This window comes from Nocardia citri (genome assembly GCF_054065835.1).
The window spans coordinates 12,083-38,002 of record NZ_JBSUQM010000036.1 but is presented as its reverse complement, the minus strand read 5'-3'; the positions used below and the strand labels follow the sequence as shown (position 1 = coordinate 38,002).

The window sequence follows — 25,920 nt, the reverse complement described above, 5'->3', positions numbered from 1 at the left end:
ACCGACCCTTGACCGGTCAGAACGCTACGGGCCAAAACGAAAGGGGGCCACTGTGGCGGTTCGCCTGATCATTCCAATTTTCGGACCACCCGCTGCTGGCAAAACCACCCTGACTCTCCATCTCGGATCGGAACCCGGCCGGCGCATCTTCCGCCTGCGGGAGCACGTACCGACCGAGGCCCTTGCCGCCACGGCCACGTCGCCGGAGCAGCTTGGCTGGATCGATGAGTTCACGGTCAGCCGAGCAGTCCGGTCGTACTTCGCAGCCGTGCAGGAGGAGGCAACCGTCCACACGGTTCTCATGGACAACTTTCCCGGCAGCCGCGCCCAGGTTGACCAGCTGCTGATTATCCTGCTCTCCATGGTGCCGGGGTGCCACATCGAGGCGATCGAAGCAATTACCGACGCCAAGACGCTGAAGCAGCGCGCCCGCACGCGCAAGGTGCGCCGCCAGTGTGAGCGTGATCCGATCCGCGATCCTCGCCTTCCGGCCTTGTCGCGGGAAGACGACTCGTGGGCGTGTGTTCGGTGCGGCGGGTTGCTCCATCCCCGCCGAGGCGACTCACCGCGGTTGTTCAAGGCCCGTCTGCACCGCTACCACGAGTCTGCCGCCGGTATCCGGGAAGGCTTCACGTCCGCAGGGGTGCCGGTCACGCAGCTCGACACCACCAACACCATCGAGGGCGCAGCGAACCTGCTTGCCCCACTGCTCATTTCACGGAGTTCGACGTTATGACTCAGGTTTCTTTGCCGACCCCGCAGGTGCGCGCCGACAGGGATGGCTACGGCCATGCCCGCATGCCTCGTGGGGCAACGGTGCCCCAGCCCGACCGAATCGACCGTGTTCCCTATGGCCGATTTCGGAATGTCTACCTCTACATCACCGAAGCCTGCCAGCTGCGCTGCGAGCACTGCTACATGGGCGAACGACTGGAGCGGGCACTGAAGATGCCAGTGCCGAAGATCGTGGACACGCTCACCACCTGGCGACGGTTGGGCGGCAGCAAGCTGACCATCCTCGGCGGCGAGCCCACCTTGCATCCCCACTACTGCGAGGTCATCCGATTGAGCAGGCAGCTGGGCTACGAGCACGTCATCACCACCACCAACGCGCAGAAACCGGCGCTTCGGCGTTTCCGGCAATTGCATCCGTCGGACTTCGCCTACGTGCAGGTCAGCTTGGACGGCGGCAGCCGAGCCACCCACGATGCCGTGCGGGGCAGTGGCACCTTCGATGAGGCGATGGAGACGACACGCGAACTTTGCGAGCGCGGGTTCGATACCCGCATCATCTGCACAGTGAACAAGGCCAACGAGCGAGATGTGTTGCAGCTGCTGGATATTGCAGATGTGATGGGCGTCAGCCTGGTGAAGTTCCACGTCTTCTCGACCATCGGCACCGGGCACGGCAATCCCGAGATGGCGATGAATCCCCTGGAATGGGTGCAGTTCTGTGACCAGCTGAATGAGGTTGCGCCGCAGTACAACACACGAGTGTGGTATCAGCCGACGTACGCCCGACGCGATCAGATGGATCGCTACGCCGCGGAAGGCTACCAGGGGTGCATTGGCCGGACATTGGATCGGATCTCGATCTTCCCCGATGGTCGCTGCTACGTCTGCTCCTACCTGTTCGATACCGATCTGTTCTTCGCCAAGATGGTCGACGGCCACGTGCAACTCAACCGTGAAGCCAACGAGTTCGACCTGTTCACGCAGCCGCTTCGCGACAGTGCCTGCGGTGGCTGCAAGGCGGACGCCTGCCTCGGCGGCTGCCCGGCCGAGGAGGTGGTCATGGGCCAGTCGTCCTGCTCGGCCTACGACGACATCGTGCCGGTCTGCCGGTTGTGGAAATCCAGCGCGAAGGATGAAGGGTGAACCGAGAAATGAACCCCACGGATGACATGGACTACGCCGTCGAAGAATTGCGGATGCTGAACTGGGAGGACATCGACGAGGTCGAGCAGACGACCAGGGCGGTACTGGACGAGTTGGTGGCCAACCCGAGTATCGTTCGTTCCCGGCTCAGTGCCTTGCCTACCCGGCCGGAGTTGATGATGCTCGGTGAGCACTACGACATTCTGGACAAGATCGTGCTGCACGATGATCCGGTGGCCGGCTTCCGGGTGCGATTGCACATCTTCCTGCCCGGCTACTTCGACCGGCCGCACAATCACCGGTGGAGCTACGCCAGCCGGATTCTGCGCGGCCACTACCGGCATTTCCTGTACGGCAACGCTGAAGTCGATGACCAGATCGACCCGTGGAAGCTCGAACCGCTGATGGTGCGGGAGGAGCCGGTCGGCACCGCTTACGCCTTGCACCACAGCATGGTTCACGCCGTGGTGGCCGAGCCGTTCACCGCGAGCCTGGTCGTGCGGGGACCAGCGATGAAAGATCGCTTCTTGGTCATGGACCGGACAACTGGGCAGGCGTGGTGGCAGTACGGGGCAAAAGACGAGTCTGCCGACGAGGCTGAGCGGAAACGCATCACGCCTGATCGCTTCGAGGGGCTGATCGGCCAGCTCGATGACTGGGGCCTGTTCTAGCTGGCCACAGGCCACGAACCGGCCCGCATCAGGGCCTCCAGTTCGGTTAGCGTCGGCAGTGGGGCATCGTGGTGTCGTGCACACCTCAGTGCCCCACTTGCCGACGCGATCACCATATTGCGCTCCATCTCCCAACCGTTGTACAGGCCATACAGCAGCCCGCCCGAGAAGGCGGCGCCCGCGCAGTGGGTATGCCGCACCGTGACAGGAAAAGCGGGCACGGATACCTCCTCGCCGCAGTTGACCGCCACTGCTCCGGATGCTCCGGCCGTTACCACCGCCCAGGCTGCTTTCGTTTGGGCTAGAAGCGATCTGGCGACCACTGGTGCTTCGGCATGGTCGCCGTCATCGACGTTGGTTTGAATCAGGAGCTTGTCGTAGCCGGCCACGGCCTGGCGTACGTCATCCGACAGCGGCGATCCTCCGAGGTTGATCAGCAGCGGAACATTCGCCGCTCTGGCTGCCACGATGACCCGCACCGCGGCCGTCTCGATCAGTTCGTAGGCGTCGACGTAGACGAATGCGGCGGTGCGAATCGGCGACAGGTCGAGCTGGTGCAGGGCGTCAATCACACCGGGCAGATGAGCGACCACGTGCGCGTCGGCGCACCATCAACCACGACGGTGATCGACGGCGTACTCAAGCTGTCGTGTGTGGCGACGGCGTGCCGGTGCAACCAGGCGCGGACCTGCTGTCCAGGCTGATCAGTGCCGACGGCGTTGGCCATGAGGAGGGTTGGGACATCGAGGGCCGAAAGTACCGCAGCAGCCATTGGTGCGTCGGCGGCGATCGAGTCTTCGGCCTCCATGATCGGAGCGCCGGAATTGGCAGTGGGAAACTGCTGCACGCGCCAGAGCTGAGCCGCAGCGAGGTAACTGAAGCAGACGATCGGGTAGGCGCGTGCCGTCATCAGCGAACTACCAGCCGTAGGCCGAGAAGGTCTGGTTATCGGCGATGTGCTCCATCGCGGCCCGGCAATAGGCGATCATGTGGTCAGGCAGTGCATCCGCCGTGAACCACTCCAGGCCGCTGCACTTGTCGGGCTCCTGGTTCGTCGGTTCGCCCTGCCACGTCCGCACCGTGAAGAAGAAGGCTATCCGGCCACCCGAGGATGAGTTGTGCATGATGTGGCTGAACTGCACATCCTTGGCCTCGATCGTCACGCCGATCTCCTCGTCGGCTTCACGGATCAGAGCGTCGATGACGGATTCGCCGGCCTCGAGGTGGCCCGAGGGCAGATGCCATGCCCCATCCTCGAAGCCCGTGTTTTGACGCTGACCGAACAGCACTTCGTTGCCGCGGCGCAGCAGCAGGTGAACATCGCCGGTGACCTTGTGGCGCTCGGGTTTGGTGTCGGTCGCCGATACCGTTGCCGTCTGGCTCATGCAGAAGATTTCCTTCCCTAAAAGTACTACTGACCTGGCGATTTCTGACTTCGGGGTGAATCGACCTGAGCCTAATCCCTTGGGCGGGTAGGGACTATGCGCCCGGCGCATAACGGCCCGCGACGACCGGGTATAGCCCCTGACCTGGACAAACGCGACCGTGGGACTACCCCATCCGGCGGAAACCGGTCAAACCGCAAGGGAGGCAACCGAAATGCGACCCAGGCCGCGCCATATTCACATCGAGAGCGGTGCGCTGAAGCTCGATTACCAGGCCAGCGCCGAACAGGTCCAAAGCGTGGCAGATGAGCTGACCAGCGGCTACGCCGATCTGCAACTCGTGGTGACCATCGATGACAACGTGCCCGAGGATTTGCCACCGTTGCCTTGCGCGGAGCTGTGGGAATGAGCGTAGAGATGGCAAATCCCCTGGAACACAGGACTTTCGTTCATGCCGATGGCCTGCTGGCCGAGTTAATGTGCCAGGTGCACCTACTGGAATTGACACCGGAACGCGCCAGAGAGCTTCGGTACATCCACCGCGAGCACCATCCAGACGACTGCGTGGTCCATCTGGAGGCAGCCTGGCTTCTGCTGCTCGATGGAGACGCTTTCTGATGGCGCGGCTACTTGGCGGGGCTGGCTGCTGATTCGGATGGCTTCGTCCCTAGTCCTTATCCTGTGGCCCGCTTCGGTGTTCTTCACGGCGGTGCTCAGCTTCAGGGTTGGTCGATGGTGGCAGACGGTTCAGACGGACAACCGCCACACCGTCACGTTCATCCGGCGTCACAGTGACGCTATGGATTCGACTGACGCATCAGGCGACGGCAACGGGGATGAGGGTTCCTGGCTGCCGAGGCAGAGGCTCCGGGTCAAGAGTGGGCGAAGCCCATCCCGTAGGGATGCCTTCGGCGCTCTTGAGGCTGGAGGGGCGCGGGAACACAATGCAGGCCACAAGACAGCGGGGCCACGCGACCGAAGGTCGCGCAATCGACCTGATGGAAACTTGGACGGACGTCTGACGGTAAGGGCGAATACTCTCTCCGCATGCCCGACACGCAGCAGATACCGCAGGCTTTGTCCGACATCGTCGAACTCATCGCACCTGGCTCGGAGTCGACCCAGCGACGGTTGGCCGAGGCGATCGCCGATCGTGAGCTCGCGGACTCGTGGGCTCCGTCCGGTGCGCTGCTGGAGGCTCTCTACCCCGAGTCCGCCGGCCTCCACGAGGCAGGCATGGCCTATTGCGAAATGAACTGCGACCCTGCTGAGATCCGCGGCTATTTGGTCGAGTTACCCGCCTACCCGGCAGCGCTCAACTGGGACTGGCTCGACGAGTTCGACGACGACTGGAATCCCGAAGAGATCGAGAACTTCCTGTGGCCGCTCGCCGCGCGGTGCCGCGAACTCGGCTCCGCTCTGATCATCCTCGACGCTGGCTCGGACGGCTACGGTATCGGGTTCGTCTCGGCCAATCACATCGACCGAATCGTGGAGTTAGCACGGATCGCGAACTGTGACCTACGTGTGGTGCACCCGGGTATAGAGACCTTCCTGGTCTGACCGAACAGAGCGGATGTCGGTGTCATTGACTGCGTTCAGCAACTTATCGTGTAGGTCAGCTCGATTTCGAACTTCCCATGACCGACCACAGCCGGGCCTTACGAGCGAGTGCCGGCGGATGCGGTGGGCAGCCCGGGAGAGCGAGTCGGGGACGGCTGACGGAGTGCCCAGCACTGCGCGGTGAACGAAAAGCGGCCAGCTCTGAGGAGTCCACGTGCTACCACGTCGCCGAAGCGGATGCCAGAACCCGCGATGGGACCAATGTGTTCCAGCCGGCCATCGCGCTGCCGACGCGCTCGACGCGCCGCGGTGACCGCCGTTCAGGGAGCCGCGCTGCGCGTCGTAGCGCGGCGGCGGCGCGTAGCGCCGCCGGTGCGCCTTGAACGAGGTCGTTGCCAAACTTGGCTACGAACAACTGCGACGGCGCGATCTACGCCACACTGGACTCACCTGGTTCGCTGACGCGGGCGTCCCGCTGCATCGTCTTCAGCAGATCGCCGGACATACTGATCCTCGGATCACCCAGCGATACCTGCATCCGGACATAGAGGCGCTCCAGAATGACGGCACCCTGCTCTCGCTACATCTCCGAGCGCCGGAGCGGTCCCCAAATGGTCCCCAACTCCGTGTGGTCGGCAAATGACAAAACCCCTTCCGACGCTGGCCGGAAGGGGTTTTCGTGTGGTCGGGCTGACAGGATTTGAACCTGCGACCACCTGACCCCCAGCCCACGGAGACGGCCGTTTACGCACGTCAGACACGGCACGCATCGTTCGAACCATCTTCCGAATACGCTGGTCGTTCACGGCCGTTCGTAGCGTGTGGCCCCAGATTGGCCCCAACATGCAGGTCCAGCACGAGGGCCAGGTTATTGGTCGTCTTGATCGTCGTGTTCCATGAGCGTCGTCAGCAGGGCCACGATCTGAGCCTGTCCGGCCGCCGCAGCATCCAGCTTGCCTCGCATCTCGGTAAACCCATCGTTGATCTGGGTACGCAGATCGGTGAGATCCTCACGCATCGCATTCAGGCTCGACACGGTCGCCTGACGGAAGTCGCGGACCTCGGAACGAATCTCGGTCACGTCGCGGTCAGCGCCACCGGCGAGTACCCGCGCCGCCGCCGCGTCCTGTTCAGCGCTGCGCATCCGGCCGGTCAGATCGCGAACTTGCCCCTCCAGCGCGGCGACGCGCGCCTCAAGATCCTCCGATGCCATGCCCGGCAGTCTACGTGGTCGTCGCACGACGGTCTGTGATGGTTCGGCTCCTCGAGGAGCGGCTGATCCCAACCACTCCCCGATTGGCCCCAACTCAACCCGCTGATCCCCCGCACCCAACTGTCCGGAGAGGCTGTGGTTTCCATCCCGCCGCTGAGTCGACACATTGTGGAGCGGGCAGGCAGGAGGGTAGCAAGGGTGGCCGTCAGGCCATCGCCGCCAGGCGACGCGACGAAGGAGCGCCCTTGATGCCCTCCTGCCTGTCTGCTCGGCTCTGCCTCGGCTCAGTGGCGGGATGGAAACTACCTGGTGACCATCAACAAACCGCAACGACACAAGGGATCTCGCCCCCATCCTGTTGCTAGATCCCGCCGGAGGCACTTCTCTTCGCGCGCACCGCGCTGCATCACCCTGTCTAGCTGCCCGAGCACTACGCCGGATCGATCCGGCGTTACAAAACTCTGCGGCCCGCCCTGTTTCGTTACCACGTCACTTCGGTTCTCCGGCTCGCGTATTCCGTCCTCGACACCACGCACAGCCGCGTGCAGTAAACCGACGCCGATGCAGACGACACCACCACCGTCACCGTCTCCCAAAGCAACCCACTCGCGAACCTTCCGAGGCCCACCCAACGCAACCACTTCTCTTTCTCTCAACCACCACACCACCCCCTCCCCTCTTTTGATCTTTTGATTTCTGATTACTCCCCCCACCCCCACCAATGCGACATCTCGTGCACACGAAGTGGGTATGAGATGTCGCATTGGTGGGGGTGGGGGGAGTGAGCAGAAATCCCGCCCTTTGCCCAGCTCAACGGGGGGTTGGTGCGGTGGTGGATCGTGGCAAACGGCGTCACAAAATATGACGCTTTTTGCCGGGGAAGTGACACGGTTTTGCCGGGGTTTTGACACACTCCGAATCCCCCGAAACCGGCATCCGATCGCCGGTTGCCGGACCCCGTGAATACGAGAGGATGCCCTTCCTCGGCGGATAGCCTGAGCACGGCTCAGCGCTTGTTCAAGGGCGCTCCTACGTCGCGTCGGCTACGCCGATGGCCTGACGGCCACCCTTGAGCAATCACCGATCCGTGCTCAAAATGCCTTCGGAGGAAGGGCCAGGGGAAGGTTTGGGGTGGAAAGCCGAAGGCTGCCGCGCCGAGCCAGCCCCAAATCGATGGCCGAAAAGCAGAGCGCCATGCGCGGCGACGTGATCCACGATGAACCCTGCTCGGGCATCTCTGGGAAGTCAGTTCAACTGAACCACGGCAATGGTCTTGTCGTCGTGGCGTTTTGCCCGTGGGCGTTCAACGCCGTTGGGATCCGCTTCTGCTTCCCATATGTGGCACCGGTAAAGAAGATTCGCAAGCTCGGAGTTGCCAGAGGCGGCGACGTCCGGCCAGCGAGCACCGACAGCGTCGATGCACTCGGCTGCGCCATCAGTCGCCAGGGCTACCCAGTCCGTTGCCCCTGCCGCTCTAGTCGCAGTGATCGCATGCCGAGCCGCGGCGGGGTCGGTCGATGCAATCCAGTACCCGCCAAGGCGATTGCGTCGATACTGCTGTGCCCGCTGCAATTTCACCAAGATGCTCCGGTGGGCCTCGTCGTAGCCACCGCCGCTCAGCAACCGCGCCTTGTACAGATCAGCCTCCGGAAGGCCGAGCTCTTGAAGTCTGGTATCGGTGATGAGCTCGGTGGTTCCGTCCGAGTTGCCCACAGCGATAGTTGAATCGCCCAGAAGCAAGAGATCAAGCCTGCCGCTCGGGCAGGTGCGAATAAGCGCCACCGTGCAGGAGGGAGCCTCTTGAGTGCCTCGCTCAAGCTGCAGCGCCGCGATAGTCCGATCGATCGCACCTTCGAGAATTGCGACGAGCGACGTCAGCTCGTTCTCCTGGTCGAGCGCCTCTACGAGAGCGTTGCCGAGTTCTTCGGCATACTGCCCACCTGTTGGCCCATTTACGGATAGATGCGAGGTTGCACCGTCAAGGACTGCAACACCGGACTGGGTGACGAACAGGTGATCCTCATCCGACTCTGCTGCAAGCTGCGCTGTATGTATGCGCGGCACGGCCATCACCAAGCGTAGGGGCCAGCGACGAGACGGCTCGACTCAACCGCGAACTGGTCGTCGAACTCACACTGAACAACTCCGCTCACCGAGTTGTTCTCGTTGCCCAAGAAGAGCATTGGCAGGTTCTGGTCCAACCAATCGATGACGCCGAGCGATCCCACGCTGGTCACCCCCGCAACGTGAATGATCACCCTCGACGGCGATACATGCCGGGCAAAGTAGCCGACATCCGACCGGATGGGATCAGGGCGACGATATGGAGAGTCGAACCAGACGCGGCCGGCGGCTGTCTCGCCCTTGATCCACCATCGACCGCCGCCATCCTGCGTAAAGCTCAAAACAGGATCGGCTGCGAGTAATGTCCGCGCTACCGGCGCGGATTTCGGACCACAAATGACGACTGCGTCTCCCTCCGGCACGGTCTCCGCCGTGGGCTCGATCGCTTGCCGAGACGATGCGATCGACAGGCGGTTCAGGATGTTCTCGACCGTCGTTTGCGAAACCATATCGACCGCGTCGAAGAAGGGGCGTTCGCGCCCTTCCTCCATCCCGTACCTGCGAGGTATCCCGATCGACACAGGCCCCACACCGAAGAACGCCCGCTCTTGTGGCGGTGCGGTGTTCCTGATTTGGGTGACACGGCCCTTCGTGATCCCCAGCTGCGCCGCGATGTCGGTGTAGTTGAGACCAAGCGTCTGGTGCGCCTCGTCAATTGCGGCCCGTCGCAAACGCGCCAGCTCAGCGGCCCGCTGTTGGTAGACCGTAATCAGCTCGGCCGCACGCCGCCCTCGCCGGAGCGGGTCCGGGTCGTTCCGCACCGCATCGAACTCATCGCGCTCGGTCATAGAACATGAGTTTAGGGGGTGTTGACTCGCTGACACAGACCGACGTATCCTCGTGTTTATACCCACTAAATCGACGCAAACAAACGGAGCCACGTTGTTTAGGGGGTGTAAACGGAAGTCAACCGGAAAGGTTCCCCGGTGATTAGCAGTCACCGGGGAGCCCAAGCACCGAAGCAGTTAGCAGCTGCTTCAGCATTCATCCACTTCAGATGGGATAGGAGTCCCTGAAGCATGTCCAGTGTAGAACGCATGGCGGCATCGCCAAATGACCGTCTGCGGCAGGCGTTGATCGATGCCGAACTGACCCCGGAGCAGCTGGCCAAAAAGGTCGAAGTCGACCCGAAGACCGTGGAACGGTGGATCGCCAACGGGCGGGTCCCGTATCCGGTGCACCAGTTCGCTGTTGAGCAAGCAGTCGGAACCAAGGCGTCGGAGCTGTGGCCCGGTCGCAGACCGAACGTAACGCCATTGAAGGACCCGGAAAAAGAGAACTCGCGCCTGCGCGAAGCCTTCTACGAGGCCCGGCTCTCGTATGAACAGGCAGCGGAGAAGGTGGGAGTCGATCCGAAGACCGTTGAGCGGTGGGTCACAAGGGGCAGGGTTCCGTTCCCAGTGGTTCGGCAGGCCGTTTCGGTCGTGGTCGGCGTGCCCGAAGCGGAGCTGTGGCCCGAAGCCACCGCGCAACGCTGCCAGCGCGGATACCAGCCGCACTCCCCACAGGTGACGGCGGATCGGCCTGCGCCACATGCCGGTATCGAGGGCCCAGTGGTGAGCACGAATGAGCCGCCACGCGGGCATTGGACAACCGAGGTTCCGGAAGGCTGGCGGCGCGTCGAACAAACGAACGTGCACGGCGTCCGCTCCTGGGGACTCGAGAAGCTGCCTTCAGCAGCTCCGGCGAAGCCGCTCGCAGCTGTTTGCGAAATGCCGGAGACCGAACGCCAGCCGCAGACGAACGCGGTTGCCGAGTCGCGGATGCGGGAGTTGATGAGCTGGGTGCCGACGTCCACGGCGAATCGGTCCCCGCTGGCGAACTACCAGCCCGGCAGCGCCCTAGCGAGACTGGCCAACGACCGCGACCGTGACGGGGTCGAGCGGTGAGGGGTACGGTGGATACACAGCTGAAAGCTCTTCTGCGGCAACGGCATTGGCAGACGTTGAGTACTTTTCGGCGTGAGTACGACAAGGTCGCCGCGACGGTGGATCCGGCCATGGTGGGGCAGGCCCCACAGAAGGCCCAGTTCTATCGGTGGCTGTCGGGCGATGTGAAGAGCTTGCCGTACCCGGATCAGTGCCGGATTCTCGAGGCCATGCTGCCCGGCTACAGCGTTGAGCAGCTGTTTTCGCCGCCGCAACCGGTGCGGCCGGAACCAGATCGCTCGCAGTCTTCCAACGTTCGGCAGCTGCCCGTACGCGAAGTGCCGAGGCCGGGGAGTGCAGCGGTGCCCGCGAACGCGTCGGTGGCCCGAGACCTGGGTACTGACTCGAATGAATCCCACGTCACTTGGGACCCCGAGCACGGGGAAGTACTCGGCGGACGCTCCGACTGGATGAAACACCGGAACGACCTCTCGAAATCCTCGGCGCAGCCCGCGATCGATGCGGCTCGCGCCGCCTGGTTCGCCGACCACCCGGAACGAGAGGAACGCGCCCAGGCGCGACGCGACGCCGACGCGGTACATCTCGCGGCCAGCCAGGACCTCGATGCCATTCAGAATGCGCGGATGCGCGAGTTGATGAGCTGGGTTCCCACCCCCGAGCGGCGGTCTCCGCTGGCCGACTACCAGCCCGGCAGCGCCCTCGCCAATGCCCTTGACCGCAGCACCGAACGTGAAGGGATGGAGCGATGATCCGTCTCGGACCTCGCGATATAGCGAGTCTGACGATCCTGGCCGAGCATTACGGCGCACCGTTGGATCTGGTCGCCGAAATGCACGGGATAAGCATGCGGTCGGCGTACCGAATGGCCCAGCGGTGGCGTGAAGCTCGGCTGATAGCCCCTCTGGGTTTTCGCCCGGTGCCCGGCCCGACCTGGGTGGTCCCCACAACCGGGACCGCTGAGGCGTACTTGGGTTTCCCGGTTCGGCATTGGGCGCCGACGCCGAAAATGGTCAATCACGTGGCCACGGTGCTGCGGACCCGGCTGGCGCTTGTTGGCCTGGACTCCGAACGCTGGATCTCCGAACGCACCTTGCGTCACGAGATCGGCCCGACCAAGCCCGGGACCCCCCGCCCGCACATCCACGACGGCCGATACCTCACCGCCGAGGGCGAATGGTGGGCGGTGGAAGTCGAACTGACTCCGAAGCGGACGCTGACCGTGGCGAGAGCGGCGGTCGCCAGTGCCCACCAGGCCGCGAGGGTCGCCGGATGCAAAGGGCTGATCTACTACTGCCGGGGCGAGCGGGTGAAGAACGTCATCAATGAGGCCGCGAAGAGCGTGGACCTGTCGGACGGGCCGCGGGCGCGGCTTGCCGACGTGGACAAGCTCCTGGCGAATCCGATCGCAAGTGAGCAGCCACGGCCCGCGCTGCGTCTGGTCGTCGGCGGCACCGACGACCCCGGATACCCGGACTCCAGCACTGGCAGCAAACCCGGCGCGAGCGAGGTGGAGCGACCGTGAACACCCACGCGACAGCCCTGTCCAGTCGCCCGTCCACGCTTGACAGCAGCGACAACACCGGGCGACAGCGGGTGGACACCCGTCAACACCGGCTGGACAACGCCGTCCAACCGCCCGCCCACGCAGCGGACAGCGGCGGTGCCGAAACCTCGCCCGGGGCATCGCAATTCGCGACAGGCAACAGCGCATTAACGCGGCTGTCCAGCCCGGCGACGCCGGTTGACAGTCCTGTCCGGTGCGGCGCGGCAAGCCCCCTTCAGGTCAACGACCAGGGGAAACACCCGATTTCAACCCCAATGATTCGGGCAACATACGCCGACGGTCCGGTCCGGTCCAAAAGTCATCGGTGGCTTGACACCGGTAGACGGCGACTGGACAGGGCTGTCCACCCGGTTGACAGCAGTCCACCCGCTGTCGCCCTCCTCCGTCCGACAGGCGACACCGACAGCGACAGCGTGCGACGCGCTGTCGCCCTCACCACCCGATTCCGTCGCCTCGCGGCGCACACCGACCACGAAAGCTGAGAACCTGACCATGAGCACCGAGAACTTCTTGCAAGCCGCTGATCTCGAAACACTCACCGGCATCCCCGCCGCAACCTGGCGCTACTGGGCGCACAAGGGCGTCGGCCCGGCCAGCTTCAAACTCGGCCGTCGCCGCGTCTACCGCGAAAGCGTCATCCACGCATGGATCACCGAGCAGGAAGCACAGACCGGGAAGGAGGGCCAGCCGTGAGCACCGAGCACCAGCCGCAGGGACTCGAACCTTCGCAGTGGTACACGACCGAAGAGGTCGCCGCGGCTTTGAAGGTGGACCCGTCCAGCATGAGGCGGTGGCGCACCGCGCGCCCGCCGCAAGGCCCGGCGTTCGTCGCGTTCTCCGAGCGCGTCATCCGCTACAGCGGTGCCGATGTGCTCGCCTTCATCGCGAGCCGCCGCGTCGACCCGAGGGCGGCGTGATGATTGAGCGCATCGACCCGACGCCGCTCGGCGTGGCGATCACCGGCTACATCGAGCAGCGCGGCAAGGCCGGAAAGCACCGTGCCCGGGTGCGGTGGACCGATCCGGCCACCAAAGACCGCAACTCGAAATCGGAATCCTTCGCGACCCGCGAGGAGGCCGAGGGCTGGATCGAACGCATCCAGCAAGCCGCGGCGCGTGGCGTCGACCCGATGACCGCGACCGCGACGCTGGCCGATTACGGAAACATGCACTGGGACACTGCGATGCGCGGTTTGGAGCCGAAAACTCTCGACCCGTATATGTGCGGCTGGCGATTGCGAATCGTGCCGACGCTGGGCCACCTGCCGGTCACGATGATCACTTCGGGTATGGCCGACCGGGCGGTGCGGCAGTGGATCGATAAGGGCAGCGGCCGGTCGACCATCAAGAACACCCTCGCCGCGTTGACTCGCATTCTCGACCAGGCGGTCAGAGACGAGATCCTCGACCGCAATCGGGTCGACGTGACCGGCTGGCAGCGCCAGATCGTCACCGACGAGGACGACGTCGACAACCCTCGCGCGCTGGCGCTGCCGGACTGGGCGACGCTCCAGAAGCTCGCCGCCGGTTTGGTCGCCGCCTCCGCCGGCCAATTCCAGGGATGGGGTGACGCGGTGGTCTTCGCCGCGTGCACCGCAACCCGCATCGGTGAGGTATCGGGCTGCCGAATTCGCGATATCGACACTGTGGATTGGGTCTGGACCCTTCGGCGCCAGACAACGCCGGGGCCAGGCGGGTTGAAGGACAAGGGCACGAAAGGCAAACGCTCCCGGACGATTCCGATCATCGAGAACATCCGCCCACTGATCCTGGCGCGGATCAACGATGCGCGCAGCCGGATCGCAGACGAGCTGGACGACGCGAACGCCGAGGCTCAGCACGCCGCACTGCTCGACGCTCGGATGTTTGTCGGGCCGCGCGGTGGCCGCATCGCAACAGGAGTGCTGCGCAAGGCAACTCACTGGGATGAGGTCGTGACCAAACTCGGCTACGAGCATCTGCGGCGCCACGATCTGCGGCACACCGGGTTGACCTGGTTCGCCGACGCGGGCGTCCCGCTGCATCGCCTGCAACGGATCGCTGGGCACACCGATCCTCGGATCACCCAGCGCTACCTACACCCGGACATCGCGGCGCTACGCGACGACGGGGACCGGCTCGCACGGCACCTCAACGGGGACTCTGGCCCCAGATTGGCCCCAAATCTTCGAGCCGTCTAAAAGCGCAAATCCCCTCCGACCCAGGTCGGAGGGGATTTTTGTGTGTCGGGCTGACAGGATTTGAACCTGCGACCACCTGACCCCCAGTCAGGTGCGCTACCAAGCTGCGCCACAGCCCGTTGCGCCCGGTTTCGGGCGCTCGGAAAGATTACCTCAGGGGTGGGCCAGACGCCGAATCGCCTGGTTATCGGTGTGGCGGGTGGGGCGGGAGTCAGCGTGGGGTGACGCGGGCGGCGGCTCGGCGGTCGTCGGCTACGGCGAACCAGGCGTCGAGGGTGTTGTCGGTGCGGCGGCCGATCACGCGGACCTGCTCGCCTGCTTTCAGCGGTTTGGTGTATTCGATGACGGTGCGGTGGGGGCCGGAGGTGAGGTCGGTGTGGGTGGTGAGGAGTTCCTCCAGGGCACTGAGGTAGACGGCGTTGTTGACGTGGTCGAGCCAGTCGAAATCGGCGACGCGCAAGGGGAAGGATAATTCGTGGACGTCGGGGCCGATGGGGAGTGGGTCGGTCAGTGCGGCTTGCCAGCGCAGGCGGTGTTCGGTGGTGCTGGCGAGCATGGGTGCCATGAAACGGTCGCTCATGCGGGCGGGGACACCGGATTCGGCGCCGAAATGGATGAGGAATCCTTCGGTTTCGACCAGGCCGCCGCGATTGCCGCAGATCTGCACGCGCATAGTGCACCAGCGGTTGGACAGGGCCGAGCACCAGCGACGCAGGGTGACGTGTTCGCCGAATTCGACCGGTTTGAGCACATCGATGACGGTGCGGCGAACCACCCAGCCGCGGTGGGTATCGCCGTCCTCGACGGCCTCGAGGTGTTCGAAACCGATGTCCTGCAGATAGCGGGCGATGGCGTCGAGACGCAGGCGCTGGTCCCGGCCGGTATCGGCGAGGCGGACTGGCCAGCCGGTCTCGAACGGAGTCCCGGCGGTAGGGCGTTGCGGCAGCACGCTGGGAATGACCATGAAACGGATAATGCCAGGTCCCGCCCCCGCGGCCGCACTGCGACCCGCGCCCCCATCGACGTGCTCCCGCCAGTGGTGATAGGTAGTCGCACTCGTTTGAATAACGTTGAAGCTATGAGTTCCCCGGCCACGCCGTGGTCGAACCAGCCCAAGGGCCTCCCGAACAAGGAGTCCACCGGCGCCGCCGAACTGGCCATCGACCCGGTGATACTCACCGCCATCACAATTCCGTCGAAACGACGGCAGCACTATCCGGACCTCGGCATGCTCATCGGAACCAGCTTCGCGGTCCTGCTTTCGTTGGTGGTCTATCTCTTCATTGCATCCCTGGGTTCGGCACCGGCCCGAGAACCGACGGCCAGCGCAGCGGTGGCGGCCACCGCCGGCCCGGCGAATGCGGTCCAGGTCGATCGCGGACTGACTATCGGCAGGGTCCGGGCCAACGACGGCAGAACGTTGGTGGTGGAAGGGATATTGGGTGCCACGACACCAGTTCACGTCACCGCCGATACCAATGTGCTGGTCCTCACCGGCAACAGGGTGTCGGATGTGGCGGTCGGTGCCGCGGTCGTCATCTATGGCGATAACGAGGCCGACGGCACCATTACCGCGAATCTGATAGTCGGCGGCTTGCTCAGCTAGCGAGCTACCGGCTCGGTGATGAGGCCACCGGTGAGTTCGACGGACCGGAGACGGTCATCGATGTCGGTGGCGTGGTGGGCGACGATGAGTTCGTGCGCTTCGATGGAAGCCGCGAAATCCGCCAGGTACGAATGGACTTCGGCGGGTGTACCGACGGCGGTGTACCGGGTCATCGCGTTGATCTGGCTGCCGTTCGGCGAGGCGAGGAACGTGTCGATCTCCTCATCGGTGAAGTCGGCGCCTGCGCCACCACGCTGAATCATGCGTCGCGCGCGAGCACGGTAGGCGATCGTCTTCTGCGCCACCGCCGCATGGTGGTCTTCGGCCGCGAATACATTGACACCGGCCATCACGTACGGCTCGGCCAGCTGCTCCGACGGCCGGAAACTGTCGCGGTAGACGGCGACCGCCTGGTGCAGCGCGTCCGGCGCGAAGTGGGATGCGAAGGCATACGGCAGACCGAGCTGCGCGGCGAGTTGCGCCCCGAACAGCGATGAACCCAGAATGTACAGCGGCACAATGCCTTCCGCGCGCGGCACAGCCTCCACACCGGGCACCCGCGAGTTGCCCGATAAATAGCCCTGCAGCTCCAGCACATCCTGTGGAAAGGAATCCGCCGAGGTCGTATTGCGGCGCAGCGCGAACATGGTCTTCTGGTCACTGCCCGGCGCACGGCCGAGCCCGAGGTCGATCCGTCCGGGGAACAGCGTCTCCAGGGTGCCGAACTGCTCCGCGATCACCAGCGGCGAGTGATTGGGCAGCATGATGCCGCCCGAGCCGAGCCGAATGGTCTCGGTCTGGGCCGCGACGTGACCGATGAGAACGCTGGTGGCGCTCGATGCGATCGAACGCATGTTGTGGTGTTCGGCGTACCAGACCCGACGGTAGCCGCTGCGTTCGGCGGCCTTGGCCAGCGCGACGCTGTTTTCGAAGCTGTCGCGTGCGGTGCGGCCGGGTGCGATCGACGCCAAGTCGAGAATCGACAGTGCGGTGGACATATAAGTTCCTTCGTAGCTCAGAGAACGCGGTGGAGTTCTTCGGTGAAGGCCCGGATGCGGGCCTCGTCGCGGCGGTAGTAGGTCCACTGGCCGCGTCGGGTGGCGCTGAGGAATCCGGCGCGCTGCAGGATCGCGAGATGCGCCGATATGGTCGAGGCCGAAGTCCCCGCCTTCTGCTGGATGAAGCCGACGCAGACGCCTAGCTCGTCGGTGTCATCGCCCCGTTCCGGGAAGTTCGCATCCGGATCTTTGAGCCACGCCAGAATGCGCAAGCGGGTCTCATTCGCCAACGCTTTGCACTCGTCGAGCACATCCACTTCCCTTCGATATTTCGCTAATTAACGAATTTACGCCGGATGCGGCGGCTCGGCATCGTGACGCATCACACGCCGCCGAACGCTGAGGAAGCAGGGAACCCGCGCGCAGGCGGTATGAATAATCGGAGCGGTTTCGAGCGTGACGACGCTGGGCAGTTCTGCGATGCGTTCGGTGAGGTAGCGACCGAGGTCTCGAGGATCGCGGCAGTTGACAGCCGCCACCAGATTGGTGGCGGCGAAGGAGACTTCACGATGGCGAGCCAGTGCCTCGCCGGCGGCGACAGTCGCCGCGGTGGGTGTCGATCCAGAGTCGGGCCTCGGTGCGCAATCCTATTGCCGCTGCGCGCGACCGGTCACACCATCGCCGCACCCCCCGAACCACTTCAACCGTCGCCGACAGCACCGGTCGCCCGGCGCGTTCGCTGGCCGAGTGGGTAGCCGACCACCTCGCCGACTTCCGCTGATAGCGCACACCCGGAGCGGACACCGTTGCCACGCAACGACGTCCGCTCCGGAGGCTATTTCTTGCGCTCCCGCTTTTCGCGCACGCGAACCGATATACGAACCGGAGAACCGTCGAAGCCGAACTCCTCACGCAGGCGGCGCTCCAGGAACCGGCGATAGCCCGCCTCCAGGAACCCCGTCGTGAAGAGCACGAAGGTCGGCGGCCGAGTGGTGGCTTGCGTCGCGAACAGGACGCGGGGCAACCGGCCACCGCGCATCGGCGGCGGCGTCGCGGCAATGACTTCCTTGAGCCAGTTGTTCAGGCGCCCGGTGGGGATGCGCTTATCCCAGGATTCCAGTGCGGTTTCCATTGCGGGCACGAGCTTTTGGACGGCGCGGCCGGTATGCGCGGAGATATTGACGCGCTGTGCCCACGGCACCCGGACCATATCCCGGTCGACTTCCTTGTCGAGCTGCAGGCGACGGTCCTCGTCGACCAGATCCCACTTGTTGAAGGCCAGCACGAGCGCGCGACCGGATTCGGCGACCATGCTGATCACCCGCAGGTCCTGTTCGGTGATCGGCTCGGAGGCGTCGATGAGCATGATCGCGACCTCGGCGGCCTCCAGCGCCGCCTTGGTGCGCAGCGATGCGTAGAACTCCATGCCGCTGGCATGGGAGACCTTGCGACGCAGACCCGCGGTGTCCACGAATTTCCAGATCTTGCCGCCCAATTCGACCAGCGAATCGACCGGATCGACGGTCGTGCCCGCGATATGGTGCACGACCGAACGCTCATCACCGGAGAGCTTGTTGAGCAGGCTGGACTTGCCGACATTGGGTTTGCCGACCAGCGCGACCCGACGCGGACCGGTACCGCCGGTGCCCTCCCGTGGGGTTTCCGGGAGCACTTCCAGGACGTCGTCGAGCAGGTCACCGGTGCCGCGGCCGTGCGCGGCGCTGACCATGCGCGGTTCGCCGAGACCGAGCGACCACAGCGCGGCAGCCTCGGATTCGACGCGTTGGTCGTCGACCTTATTGGCGACCAGGATCACCGGAATCTTGGAGCGGCGCAGCTTTTTCACCGCGGCCTCGTCAGTGGCCGTGGCACCGACCACGCCGTCGACCACGAGCAGGATCGCGTCGGCGGTCTCCATGGCCAGTTCGGCCTGCCGGGCGACCGACTGCTGCAGGCCCTTGGCATCTGGCTCCCAGCCACCGGTGTCCTGCACGAGGAAACGGCGACCCGCCCAGTTCGCCTCATAGGAGATGCGGTCGCGGGTCACGCCGGGAATGTCCTCGACGACGGCCTCACGACGACCGAGGATCCGGTTCACCAGGGTCGATTTGCCGACATTCGGGCGGCCCACCACCGCCACCGTCGGCATCGCGATATGCTCGTCCGCACCGAACTCGCTGTCGAGATCGGCTATCTCCCAATCGGATTCGTCACTCCAGACGCCATCACCCGCGAGTACGTCCTCGCTCATGACTGCGTCTCGCTGTCTTTGGTTCGCTCGCTCACGCTGTCCTGCCCGTCCGGCCGACCGAAACCTGCCGCACCACAACGCGATACAGCTCGTCGATGACCTCATCCATATTCAGTTCGCTGGTGTCGACCTGCACCGCGTCGTCGGCCGGACGCAGCGGGGACACCGTACGAGTGGAGTCGAGGGTGTCGCGACGCTGCACGTCGGCGAGTACGCCCTCGAAGTCGTCGCCGCGGCCTTCGGCGATGTTCTGCTGGTTGCGCCGCTGCGCGCGGGCCTCGGCGGAGGCGGTGAGGTAGATCTTGGCGTCGGCATCCGGCAGCACGACGGTGCCGATATCGCGTCCCTCGACCACGATTCGCTGTGCGGCGGAAGCGATTTCACGCTGCAGAGCGACGAGCAGCTCGCGCACCTCGGCCACGGCGGATACCGCGGACACCGCCTTGGTGACGGCATTGCCGCGAACCTCCGAGGAGACGTCCTCACCGTCGAGCAGGATCAGCTCACGGCTGGGATCGGTGCCGATGGTCAGCGGCAGCTCCTTCACCGCGGCACCGATCGCCGCCGTATCGGTCAGCTCGACACCGGCCCGCAGCACCCGCAGCGTCGCGACGCGGTACATCGCGCCGGTGTCCAGGTAGCTCGCGGCGAGACGGGTGGCCAGCCGCCGCGACACGCTGGACTTGCCGGTACCCGATGGCCCGTCCATGGCAACGACCAGCGGTGTGCTGCCTTCGACCATCGCGGGGACCTCCACGGGAATCTCTACACCGTTCACAGCGACACCGCCTCGTAAAGTTTGCCGACTTCATCGCGGCCGATCACGCGCAGCGTGCCGGGCCGCTGGTCGCCCAGGGCGACCGGACCGATATAGGTGCGCACCAACCGGGTCACCGGATGGCCGACCGCGTCGAGCAGTCGGCGCACGATGTGCTTACGTCCTTCGTGCAACACGATCTTGACCAGCGAACGTCCCTCGCCGAGCTCGAGCACCTGGAACTTGTCGACCTTGGCCGGACCGTCGTCGAGTTCGACACCGTCGCGCAGGCGCTTGCCGACCGACTTGTCGACTTCACCGTTCACCGTCGCCAGATAGGTTTTGGGCACCTGAAACGACGGGTGCATGAGCCGGTGCGCGAGGTCGCCGTCATTGGTGAGCAGCAGCAGCCCCTCGGTGTCCGCATCCAACCTGCCGACGTGGAACAGGCGCTGACCGGCCGCGATGCGTTCGGCCACGATATCGCCGACGCACGGGCGACCCAGATCGTCGGACATCGTGGACTGCCAGCCCTTGGGCTTGTTCAGCGCGATATGGACCAGTTCTTCGCGCACCATCACCCGGGTGCCGTCGACGCGGACCACGGCGTGCTGTGGATCGATCCGCAGGCCCTGCTCGGTGACAATCGCGCCGTCGACCTCGACCCGGCCCTGGGCGATCATCTCCTCGGCGGCACGACGCGAGGCGACACCGGCCTTGGCGAGGACCTTTTGCAGCCGCTCGCCCTCGCCCCACGGCAATTTCTCGTGGCCGCCTTCGGCGGGCTGGTCGACGTGCTGCTTCCTGGCCGGCTTGGCATTGCTCAGCAGTGGAGCGGCGACGACCTTCTTCTGCGGCTTCGGATTCTTGGCCTTCTTGCCGACAGGCGTGGACATCGTGGCCGAGGTGGTGCGGCGCGACGGATTGCCCCGCTGCGCAGCGCCTCCCGATGCATAGCCGCGCGAACCGCCGGTACGCGGTACCGAACCGCCTTGTGCGGCACCACGATAGGCGTCGCCACGCGAATCACGGTGTTCGGAGCCGCCGTACGACGAACCGCGCTGACCCGAGCCACCGCGATGACCGCTGTCGGCCTGCGACGAACCGCGATAACCGCCCTGCGAAGTACCACGCCGATCGGAGCCGCGCTCGCCAGAGCCGCGATAGCCGCCGTCACCCTGCGACGAACGACGGTATCCGCCACCGCCCTGTGAGGTGCCGCGGTAACCGCCTTCGGAACTGCCTCGATAACCCCCTTGCGAGGAGCCGCGCTCGGAACCGCCCCATGCGGCTCCGCGCTGCGTACCTCCGCGTTGCGCCGAACGCGTATCGCGTGCGTTTCGGCCGGCGCCGCCCCTGGTGGGCTGGTCGCTTCTCGTCCTACGATCCGGTGTGCCATCTCGGCGAGCGGGCGTATTCATGTTGTCCTGTCAGTCTTCTTCGGTACCGAGATCCAAATCGGTCTCGGCGGATTTCTTCAGCCTGGTGTAACGGGGGTCCGTCTCCAGGCTCTCGTTGATCTCGTCAATCAGGTCGACGCCCGGCAGCAGGGGCGCCAGCGGCGGCAGATCGGACAGCGAGGCGAGTCCGATCCGCTCCAGGAACAACTCGGTCGTGCAGTACTGCGTGCCGTTCGTCTCCGGGTCGACCCCGGTCTCGGCGATCAATCCGCGAGCCAAGAGGGTTCGCATCACACCGTCGACGTTCACACCGCGCACCGCGCTGACCCTGGTCCGGGTCACCGGTTGGCGGTATGCCACCACCGCCAATGTTTCCAGAGCCGCCCTGGTCAATTTCGACCGGGCGCCATCGAGCAGCATCCGTTCCACATACGGCGCGTACTCGCTGCGAGTATAGAAGCGCCACCCGTCACCTACGAAACGCAGATCTATGCCACTGGCCCGCGCGGACAGTTCCGCCGCCATTTCGTGCAGCACCCGCTGCACCCGCGCCGACTTATCTCGCAACGCGTCGGCCAGCAACTCTACCGGGGCGGGAGCATCCACAATGAGCAGCATCGCCTCCAACGCCGACCGGAATTCATCGTCCTCCAGCGGTTCAGGCGTGAACTCCGCCACTTCCTCGTCGGAACCGGCGCCTCCCCTGTTTCTCGTCGCACGTGCGGAGGCCGCGCCGCCTACACCCCTACTGCTCGACGGCGGCGTCTCGCTGCTGTCCAGCGCTCCCTCGATGTCGTCGATTCCGCCACGCGTGCTCGACCCTGCCTCCTCGCTGATGGCCGACTCGGCCGTACTCGACGAATCCGCGTGCACGATTCGACCACTTTCGGTGTCCTTCGCACCTGAGCCGCTCGGTACCGCCGCGCCCCCGACATCGTCTCCGCCAGCCGAGTCGAGTGCGGCACCGTTGTCGATCCTCTCGGATGTGGCGTCTTCGATATGGTCACCGCGACCGATCGACGATGCCGCACTCGTGGCCAGCGAGCCATGGATCCCGTCAGATGCACGGGGTGCGAAATCCTCATGCTCGCTCGGGACCACGCACTCATGCTCGATGCCGTTGTGCTCGAGGGGTGCCGCATCGTCGGTGCGTTCACTCACCCGTAGTCCTCCTCGATGGTCACGGTGTCGGCGGTCTCGTCCTCGGGGTCGCCGGTCCAGCTGATCGAGAGCGGGCCGAGCGGGTCGGGCTGGTCGAACTCGATCGTCTTGCCCCGGTACAGCTCGAGCAGTGCCAGGAAGCGGGCGACGATCTGGATCGGCACTTCGCAATCGGCGACCAATTCGCCGAAGGTCGTCCAACCACCCGGTCCGCGCAGTTTGAGCTGTTCGAGCACGAGCGCGGCCTGTTCGGCGACCGAGAACGCGTGCTGGTGCAGGTGGTCGAGTCCGACCCGCGGCACCGGACGGGGCCGGAAGGCCGCCGCGGCGATCGCCGCGAACTTGGGTGCGTCAACCCCCAGCGTAACCTCGGGCAGCAGGTCGGCGTAGCGCTCCTCCAACCCGACCGCGCGCGGGTAGCGCCGCAACGCCACCGCCTCCAACTCCCCGAGCAACTCGGCGACCTGTTTGAACGCGCGATATTGCAGCAGCCTGGCGAAGAGCAGATCGCGCGCCTCGAGCAGTTCGAGATCCTCGGCGTCGGTCACCTCGCCGGACGGCAGCAGCCGCGCTGCCTTGAGATCCAGCAGGGTCGCCGCGACGACCAGGAATTCGGTGGTCTGATCGAGGATCTTGTCGGCGCGCAACGTCCCCTGCTGCCCGATGCCGGCAGTCAAAGCCTTTGTGTAGGCAATGAATTCGTCGGTCACCTGATGCAACGCGACCTCGGTCACATCGAGCTTGCGTGAACTGATCAAATTCAAGAGCAGATCGAACGGGCCCTGAAAGTTGCTCAGTCGCAGCTGGAACCCGGACGTCTGCCCGTTCGGTTCGCTACCAGGCAGATCATCTTGCGCCACGGCGCAGTCGTGCGCGGCCGACGCCGCATGCCCGGCCTCGGAGTCCCGATCGACGAACTCATCAGACCCCGAGCCGAGTGTATCGGTGTTCGTCGATGGCGCCGGTTCCGTACCGCCGATCACCGGCCGGACCGGTGGATGACTTCCCGCGCCATCGACCGATATGCTTCGGCTCCACTGGATTTCGGCGCCCACGTGGTGATGGGTTCGCCCGCGACGCTGGCGTCCGGGAAACGTACGGTACGCGCGATCGCCGTGTCGTACACCAGGTCGCCGAATACCTCGACGACGCGCGCCATGACCTGACGCGAATGTAGTAGCCGCGCATCGAACATGGTGACCACGATGCCGTACAGGCTCAAGCGCGGGTTCAGGCGGTCCCGCACCTTCTCGACGGTGTCGTTGAGCAGGGCGAGCCCGCGCAGCGAAAAGTACTCGCACTCCATCGGAATGATGACACCATCGGAGCAGGCCAGCGCGTTCACCGTGAGCAGGCCGAGCGACGGCTGGCAATCGATGAGGATGTAGTCATAGCGATCACGCACCGCTTCCAGCGCGCGACCCAGCGTTTGCTCCCGGCCGACCTCGTTGACCAGCTGGATTTCCGCGGCCGACAGGTCGATATTGCTGGGCAGCAGATCCAAATTCTCGACACGCGTCTCCATCAGGACCTCGTCGATCGAGACCTTGGATCCGATCAGCAGGTTGTGCACGGTCAAATCGAGATCGTGGTGAGCAACACCCAATCCCGCCGACAGCGCACCCTGCGGATCCAGATCCACCAGGAGCACCCGTCGACCGAATTCCGCCAGCGCCGCACCCAGATTGATGGTCGAGGTGGTCTTGCCGACGCCACCTTTCTGATTACACATCGCGACGATCAGCGCATCACCGTGCCGCTCGACCGGCGGCGGGTCGGGCACCGCACGCAGCGGTCGCCCGGTCGGGCCGAGCGACGCGTCGTCGGGGACGGGTTCGGCACCGTTGCCCCACAGCGTTTCCGCCGCGGCTTCCGAGTACGGACCCGTCCGGGGACCCGTAAGCGGCTGCGCCCCAGCACTCATCGGCGGTTCTGCCGCACCGGCTGTCGTCACGATCCGCTGCTCCTTATACGTTCCTGCCCGTTGCATTCGCCCGCCTCCGGCATCTTCTGCCCGAGCGTAGCGAGGCCGATCAGGCCTGACCTCGCTTTCGTACGGTCCAGCTCTCGATAGACGCTACCGCTTGACACCGCAAGACCCACGCTCGGACACGCGACACCCACGTTTACCTGCGCAGGCGTCCACCGACACCCCGAAGCCATACACGGTACCCGCGCGAACCACCACCGACCCCCTTTGCGGACCCGTGACGTTCCCCATCGACAAGGAATACCGCCGCCCGCCGAAACGGCCCAGCACACGTTTGGTACGCCAGCGGGCAAAATCGCGCGCGGCGCGCCGAGCAGTGCGCAGCGGGGTCAGCGGGCGCGGGGGTGAGCGGTCGCCCAGACCTCGCGAAGGGTGCTCACGGTGACCAAGGTGTAGATCTGCGTGGTCGTGACCGAGGCGTGCCCCAGAAGTTCTTGGACCACACGCACATCCGCACCCCCGTCGAGCAAATGCGTTGCGAAGGAATGCCGCAGCGTATGCGGCGAAACCGTGGCCCCGATACCGGCCCGCTCAGCCGCGATCCGCAGAACCTGCCAGGCACTCTGCCGCGACAACCGCCCACCGCGGGCATTCAGGAACAGCGCGCCGGCTGTGCCTTTCCCGTTCGCGGCGAGCACCGGCCGACCCCGCACCAGATATGCGTCGACCGCCGCCAGCGCGGGCCTACCGATCGGAACCATGCGCTGCTTGCCGCCCTTACCGTGCAGTACGACAGCCCGTTCCTCGGTATCGAGATCGTCCACATCGAGCCCGACCATCTCCGAAATCCGCGCCCCGGTCGAATACAGCAGCTCGAGCAACGCCCGATCGCGCAATCCACGCGGCCCGCCATCGGACCCGGCGCCGTTCGCATCATCGATCGGCGCGCCGCCAGCCGCCTCCAGTAACCGCAACACCTGGTCGTACGGCAGCGCTTTCGGCAATCGCCGTCCGGGCGTCGGCGGCTTCACCGCATGTGCGACATCGGTACTCGTCATCCCTTCCGCCGCGGCGAAGCGATGCAGCCCGCGTACCGCGATCAGCGCGCGAGCGACCGAACTGGCGGCCAGTGGCGGGTATGCCTCCCCACCCGCGCGCAGTACCATCGTGAATTCCGCGACATCGGATTCGGAGACCTGGTCGAGCGCCGCGATCCCGCGCCCGCCCAGGAAATCCCGATAGCGACCAAGATCGCGACGGTACGCACCGAGGGTGTTGCGGGCGGCGCCGCGCTCGACCGCAAGATGATCGAGGTAGGCGTCCACCTCCCGCGCGAGCACCGCCCGGACCC

The 25,920-nt window shown here is 65.0% G+C and carries 30 protein-coding genes and 1 tRNA gene; 14 read left to right on the top strand and 17 right to left on the bottom strand.

Features of this window, described 5'->3' with window-relative positions:
* Nucleotides 1–52: 52 nt before the first annotated feature.
* The 3 genes from ACW2Q0_RS29170 to ACW2Q0_RS29160 are packed head-to-tail and all read left to right on the top strand — an operon-like array spanning nt 53 to nt 2,549.
* Nucleotides 53–736 carry a hypothetical protein gene (locus ACW2Q0_RS29170; protein WP_457194131.1) on the top strand — a complete coding sequence of 228 codons (684 nt, stop codon included), beginning with the start codon at nt 53–55 and terminating at the stop codon, nt 734–736.
* Complete coding sequence (locus tag ACW2Q0_RS29165) at nt 733–1,878, top strand: radical SAM protein (protein ID WP_457194130.1); 1,146 nt, start codon at nt 733–735, stop codon at nt 1,876–1,878. The genes ACW2Q0_RS29170 and ACW2Q0_RS29165 overlap by 4 nt, the downstream gene beginning before the upstream one ends.
* Complete coding sequence (locus ACW2Q0_RS29160) at nt 1,875–2,549, top strand: hypothetical protein (RefSeq protein WP_457194129.1); 675 nt, start codon at nt 1,875–1,877, stop codon at nt 2,547–2,549. The genes ACW2Q0_RS29165 and ACW2Q0_RS29160 overlap by 4 nt, the downstream gene beginning before the upstream one ends.
* Here the strand turns inward: ACW2Q0_RS29160 and ACW2Q0_RS29155 are convergent.
* The 3 genes from ACW2Q0_RS29155 to ACW2Q0_RS29145 are packed head-to-tail and all read right to left on the bottom strand — an operon-like array spanning nt 2,546 to nt 3,934.
* A complete protein-coding gene (locus ACW2Q0_RS29155) occupies nt 2,546–3,121 on the bottom strand; it encodes a carbohydrate kinase family protein (protein WP_457194128.1) in 576 nt (191 codons plus the stop codon). The two genes, ACW2Q0_RS29160 and ACW2Q0_RS29155, sit on opposite strands and share 4 nt — an antisense overlap.
* Nucleotides 3,118–3,459 (bottom strand): hypothetical protein, encoded by a 342-nt coding sequence (locus ACW2Q0_RS29150; RefSeq protein WP_457194127.1) that lies wholly within the window; start codon nt 3,457–3,459, stop codon nt 3,118–3,120. Before ACW2Q0_RS29150 ends, ACW2Q0_RS29155 begins: the two co-directional genes overlap by 4 nt.
* A gap of 7 nt (nt 3,460–3,466) precedes the next feature.
* The gene (locus ACW2Q0_RS29145; protein ID WP_457194126.1) at nt 3,467–3,934 is read right to left on the bottom strand and encodes an NUDIX hydrolase; all 468 of its coding nucleotides are present in this window, start codon (nt 3,932–3,934) and stop codon (nt 3,467–3,469) included.
* A 214-nt stretch (nt 3,935–4,148) separates the two neighbouring features.
* Between ACW2Q0_RS29145 and ACW2Q0_RS29140 the strand changes: the two genes are divergently transcribed.
* The 4 genes from ACW2Q0_RS29140 (at nt 4,149) to ACW2Q0_RS29125 (ending at nt 6,140) form a co-directional block, all read left to right on the top strand.
* Nucleotides 4,149–4,343, top strand: coding sequence for a hypothetical protein (locus tag ACW2Q0_RS29140; RefSeq protein ID WP_457194125.1), 195 nt, complete (start codon nt 4,149–4,151; stop codon nt 4,341–4,343).
* An 8-nt stretch (nt 4,344–4,351) separates the two neighbouring features.
* Nucleotides 4,352–4,552, top strand: coding sequence for a hypothetical protein (locus ACW2Q0_RS29135; protein WP_457194124.1), 201 nt, complete (start codon nt 4,352–4,354; stop codon nt 4,550–4,552).
* A gap of 429 nt (nt 4,553–4,981) precedes the next feature.
* Nucleotides 4,982–5,497, top strand: a complete 516-nt coding sequence (locus tag ACW2Q0_RS29130) for a DUF6630 family protein (protein ID WP_457194123.1) — start codon at nt 4,982–4,984, stop codon at nt 5,495–5,497.
* Nucleotides 5,498–5,876: 379 nt separating this feature from the next.
* The gene (locus ACW2Q0_RS29125) at nt 5,877–6,140 is read left to right on the top strand and encodes a tyrosine-type recombinase/integrase (RefSeq protein WP_457194122.1); all 264 of its coding nucleotides are present in this window, start codon (nt 5,877–5,879) and stop codon (nt 6,138–6,140) included.
* A gap of 225 nt (nt 6,141–6,365) precedes the next feature.
* On the opposite strand, the gene ACW2Q0_RS29120 is transcribed toward ACW2Q0_RS29125, so the two are convergent.
* The 3 genes from ACW2Q0_RS29120 to ACW2Q0_RS29110 form a co-directional block, all read right to left on the bottom strand.
* Nucleotides 6,366–6,710: a hypothetical protein gene (locus ACW2Q0_RS29120; RefSeq protein WP_457194121.1), complete on the bottom strand. Its 345-nt coding sequence runs from the start codon at nt 6,708–6,710 to the stop codon at nt 6,366–6,368.
* A gap of 1,245 nt (nt 6,711–7,955) precedes the next feature.
* Nucleotides 7,956–8,780: a hypothetical protein gene (locus tag ACW2Q0_RS29115; protein ID WP_457194120.1), complete on the bottom strand. Its 825-nt coding sequence runs from the start codon at nt 8,778–8,780 to the stop codon at nt 7,956–7,958.
* Nucleotides 8,780–9,622 (bottom strand): sigma-70 family RNA polymerase sigma factor, encoded by an 843-nt coding sequence (locus ACW2Q0_RS29110; RefSeq protein ID WP_457194119.1) that lies wholly within the window; start codon nt 9,620–9,622, stop codon nt 8,780–8,782. The genes ACW2Q0_RS29115 and ACW2Q0_RS29110 overlap by 1 nt, the downstream gene beginning before the upstream one ends.
* Nucleotides 9,623–9,853: 231 nt before the next feature.
* Here ACW2Q0_RS29110 and ACW2Q0_RS29105 point away from each other — a divergent pair, with 231 nt between their 5' ends.
* The 6 genes from ACW2Q0_RS29105 (at nt 9,854) to ACW2Q0_RS29080 (ending at nt 14,466) form a co-directional block, all read left to right on the top strand.
* A complete protein-coding gene (locus tag ACW2Q0_RS29105) occupies nt 9,854–10,723 on the top strand; it encodes a hypothetical protein (RefSeq protein ID WP_457194118.1) in 870 nt (289 codons plus the stop codon).
* 8 nt (nt 10,724–10,731) lie between these two features.
* Nucleotides 10,732–11,472 (top strand): hypothetical protein, encoded by a 741-nt coding sequence (locus tag ACW2Q0_RS29100; protein ID WP_457194117.1) that lies wholly within the window; start codon nt 10,732–10,734, stop codon nt 11,470–11,472.
* On the top strand, nt 11,469–12,245 hold the full coding sequence (locus ACW2Q0_RS29095) for a hypothetical protein (protein WP_457194116.1): 777 nt from the start codon (nt 11,469–11,471) through the stop codon (nt 12,243–12,245). Before ACW2Q0_RS29100 ends, ACW2Q0_RS29095 begins: the two co-directional genes overlap by 4 nt.
* 534 nt (nt 12,246–12,779) lie before the next feature.
* Nucleotides 12,780–12,980, top strand: coding sequence for a helix-turn-helix transcriptional regulator (locus tag ACW2Q0_RS29090; protein WP_457194115.1), 201 nt, complete (start codon nt 12,780–12,782; stop codon nt 12,978–12,980).
* Nucleotides 12,977–13,204 (top strand): helix-turn-helix domain-containing protein, encoded by a 228-nt coding sequence (locus ACW2Q0_RS29085; protein ID WP_457194114.1) that lies wholly within the window; start codon nt 12,977–12,979, stop codon nt 13,202–13,204. Before ACW2Q0_RS29090 ends, ACW2Q0_RS29085 begins: the two co-directional genes overlap by 4 nt.
* The gene (locus ACW2Q0_RS29080; protein WP_457194113.1) at nt 13,204–14,466 is read left to right on the top strand and encodes a tyrosine-type recombinase/integrase; all 1,263 of its coding nucleotides are present in this window, start codon (nt 13,204–13,206) and stop codon (nt 14,464–14,466) included. Before ACW2Q0_RS29085 ends, ACW2Q0_RS29080 begins: the two co-directional genes overlap by 1 nt.
* Nucleotides 14,467–14,511: 45 nt before the next feature.
* Here the strand turns inward: ACW2Q0_RS29080 and ACW2Q0_RS29075 are convergent.
* Nucleotides 14,512–14,585, bottom strand: a tRNA-Pro gene (locus ACW2Q0_RS29075).
* Between the two features lie 92 nt (nt 14,586–14,677).
* Nucleotides 14,678–15,430: an acyl-[acyl-carrier-protein] thioesterase gene (locus ACW2Q0_RS29070; protein WP_457194112.1), complete on the bottom strand. Its 753-nt coding sequence runs from the start codon at nt 15,428–15,430 to the stop codon at nt 14,678–14,680.
* A gap of 114 nt (nt 15,431–15,544) precedes the next feature.
* On the opposite strand from ACW2Q0_RS29070, the gene ACW2Q0_RS29065 reads away from it, so the two are divergent.
* A complete protein-coding gene (locus ACW2Q0_RS29065; protein ID WP_457194111.1) occupies nt 15,545–16,072 on the top strand; it encodes a hypothetical protein in 528 nt (175 codons plus the stop codon).
* Here the strand turns inward: ACW2Q0_RS29065 and ACW2Q0_RS29060 are convergent.
* The 9 genes from ACW2Q0_RS29060 to xerD all read right to left on the bottom strand — a co-directional run bounded on the left by ACW2Q0_RS29060 (nt 16,069) and on the right by xerD (nt 25,909).
* A complete protein-coding gene (locus ACW2Q0_RS29060) occupies nt 16,069–17,070 on the bottom strand; it encodes an LLM class flavin-dependent oxidoreductase (RefSeq protein WP_457194110.1) in 1,002 nt (333 codons plus the stop codon). The two genes, ACW2Q0_RS29065 and ACW2Q0_RS29060, sit on opposite strands and share 4 nt — an antisense overlap.
* A gap of 17 nt (nt 17,071–17,087) precedes the next feature.
* Nucleotides 17,088–17,360: an ArsR/SmtB family transcription factor gene (locus tag ACW2Q0_RS29055; protein WP_457194109.1), complete on the bottom strand. Its 273-nt coding sequence runs from the start codon at nt 17,358–17,360 to the stop codon at nt 17,088–17,090.
* Nucleotides 17,361–17,905: 545 nt separating this feature from the next.
* A complete protein-coding gene (gene der / locus ACW2Q0_RS29050; protein WP_457194108.1) occupies nt 17,906–19,321 on the bottom strand; it encodes a ribosome biogenesis GTPase Der in 1,416 nt (471 codons plus the stop codon).
* Between the two features lie 31 nt (nt 19,322–19,352).
* Nucleotides 19,353–20,063, bottom strand: a complete 711-nt coding sequence (gene cmk, locus ACW2Q0_RS29045) for a (d)CMP kinase (RefSeq protein WP_457194148.1) — start codon at nt 20,061–20,063, stop codon at nt 19,353–19,355.
* Between the two features lie 32 nt (nt 20,064–20,095).
* Complete coding sequence (locus tag ACW2Q0_RS29040; protein ID WP_457194107.1) at nt 20,096–20,974, bottom strand: pseudouridine synthase; 879 nt, start codon at nt 20,972–20,974, stop codon at nt 20,096–20,098.
* A 534-nt stretch (nt 20,975–21,508) separates the two neighbouring features.
* Nucleotides 21,509–22,156, bottom strand: coding sequence for an SMC-Scp complex subunit ScpB (gene scpB, locus ACW2Q0_RS29035; RefSeq protein WP_457194147.1), 648 nt, complete (start codon nt 22,154–22,156; stop codon nt 21,509–21,511).
* A gap of 479 nt (nt 22,157–22,635) precedes the next feature.
* Nucleotides 22,636–23,499 (bottom strand): segregation and condensation protein A, encoded by an 864-nt coding sequence (locus ACW2Q0_RS29030; RefSeq protein ID WP_457194106.1) that lies wholly within the window; start codon nt 23,497–23,499, stop codon nt 22,636–22,638.
* A 119-nt stretch (nt 23,500–23,618) separates the two neighbouring features.
* A complete protein-coding gene (locus tag ACW2Q0_RS29025) occupies nt 23,619–24,593 on the bottom strand; it encodes a ParA family protein (RefSeq protein ID WP_457194105.1) in 975 nt (324 codons plus the stop codon).
* 365 nt (nt 24,594–24,958) lie between these two features.
* Entirely contained in the window at nt 24,959–25,909 is a 951-nt protein-coding gene (gene xerD, locus ACW2Q0_RS29020; protein ID WP_457194104.1) for a site-specific tyrosine recombinase XerD, read from the bottom strand.
* Between the last annotated feature and the right edge of the window lie 11 nt (nt 25,910–25,920).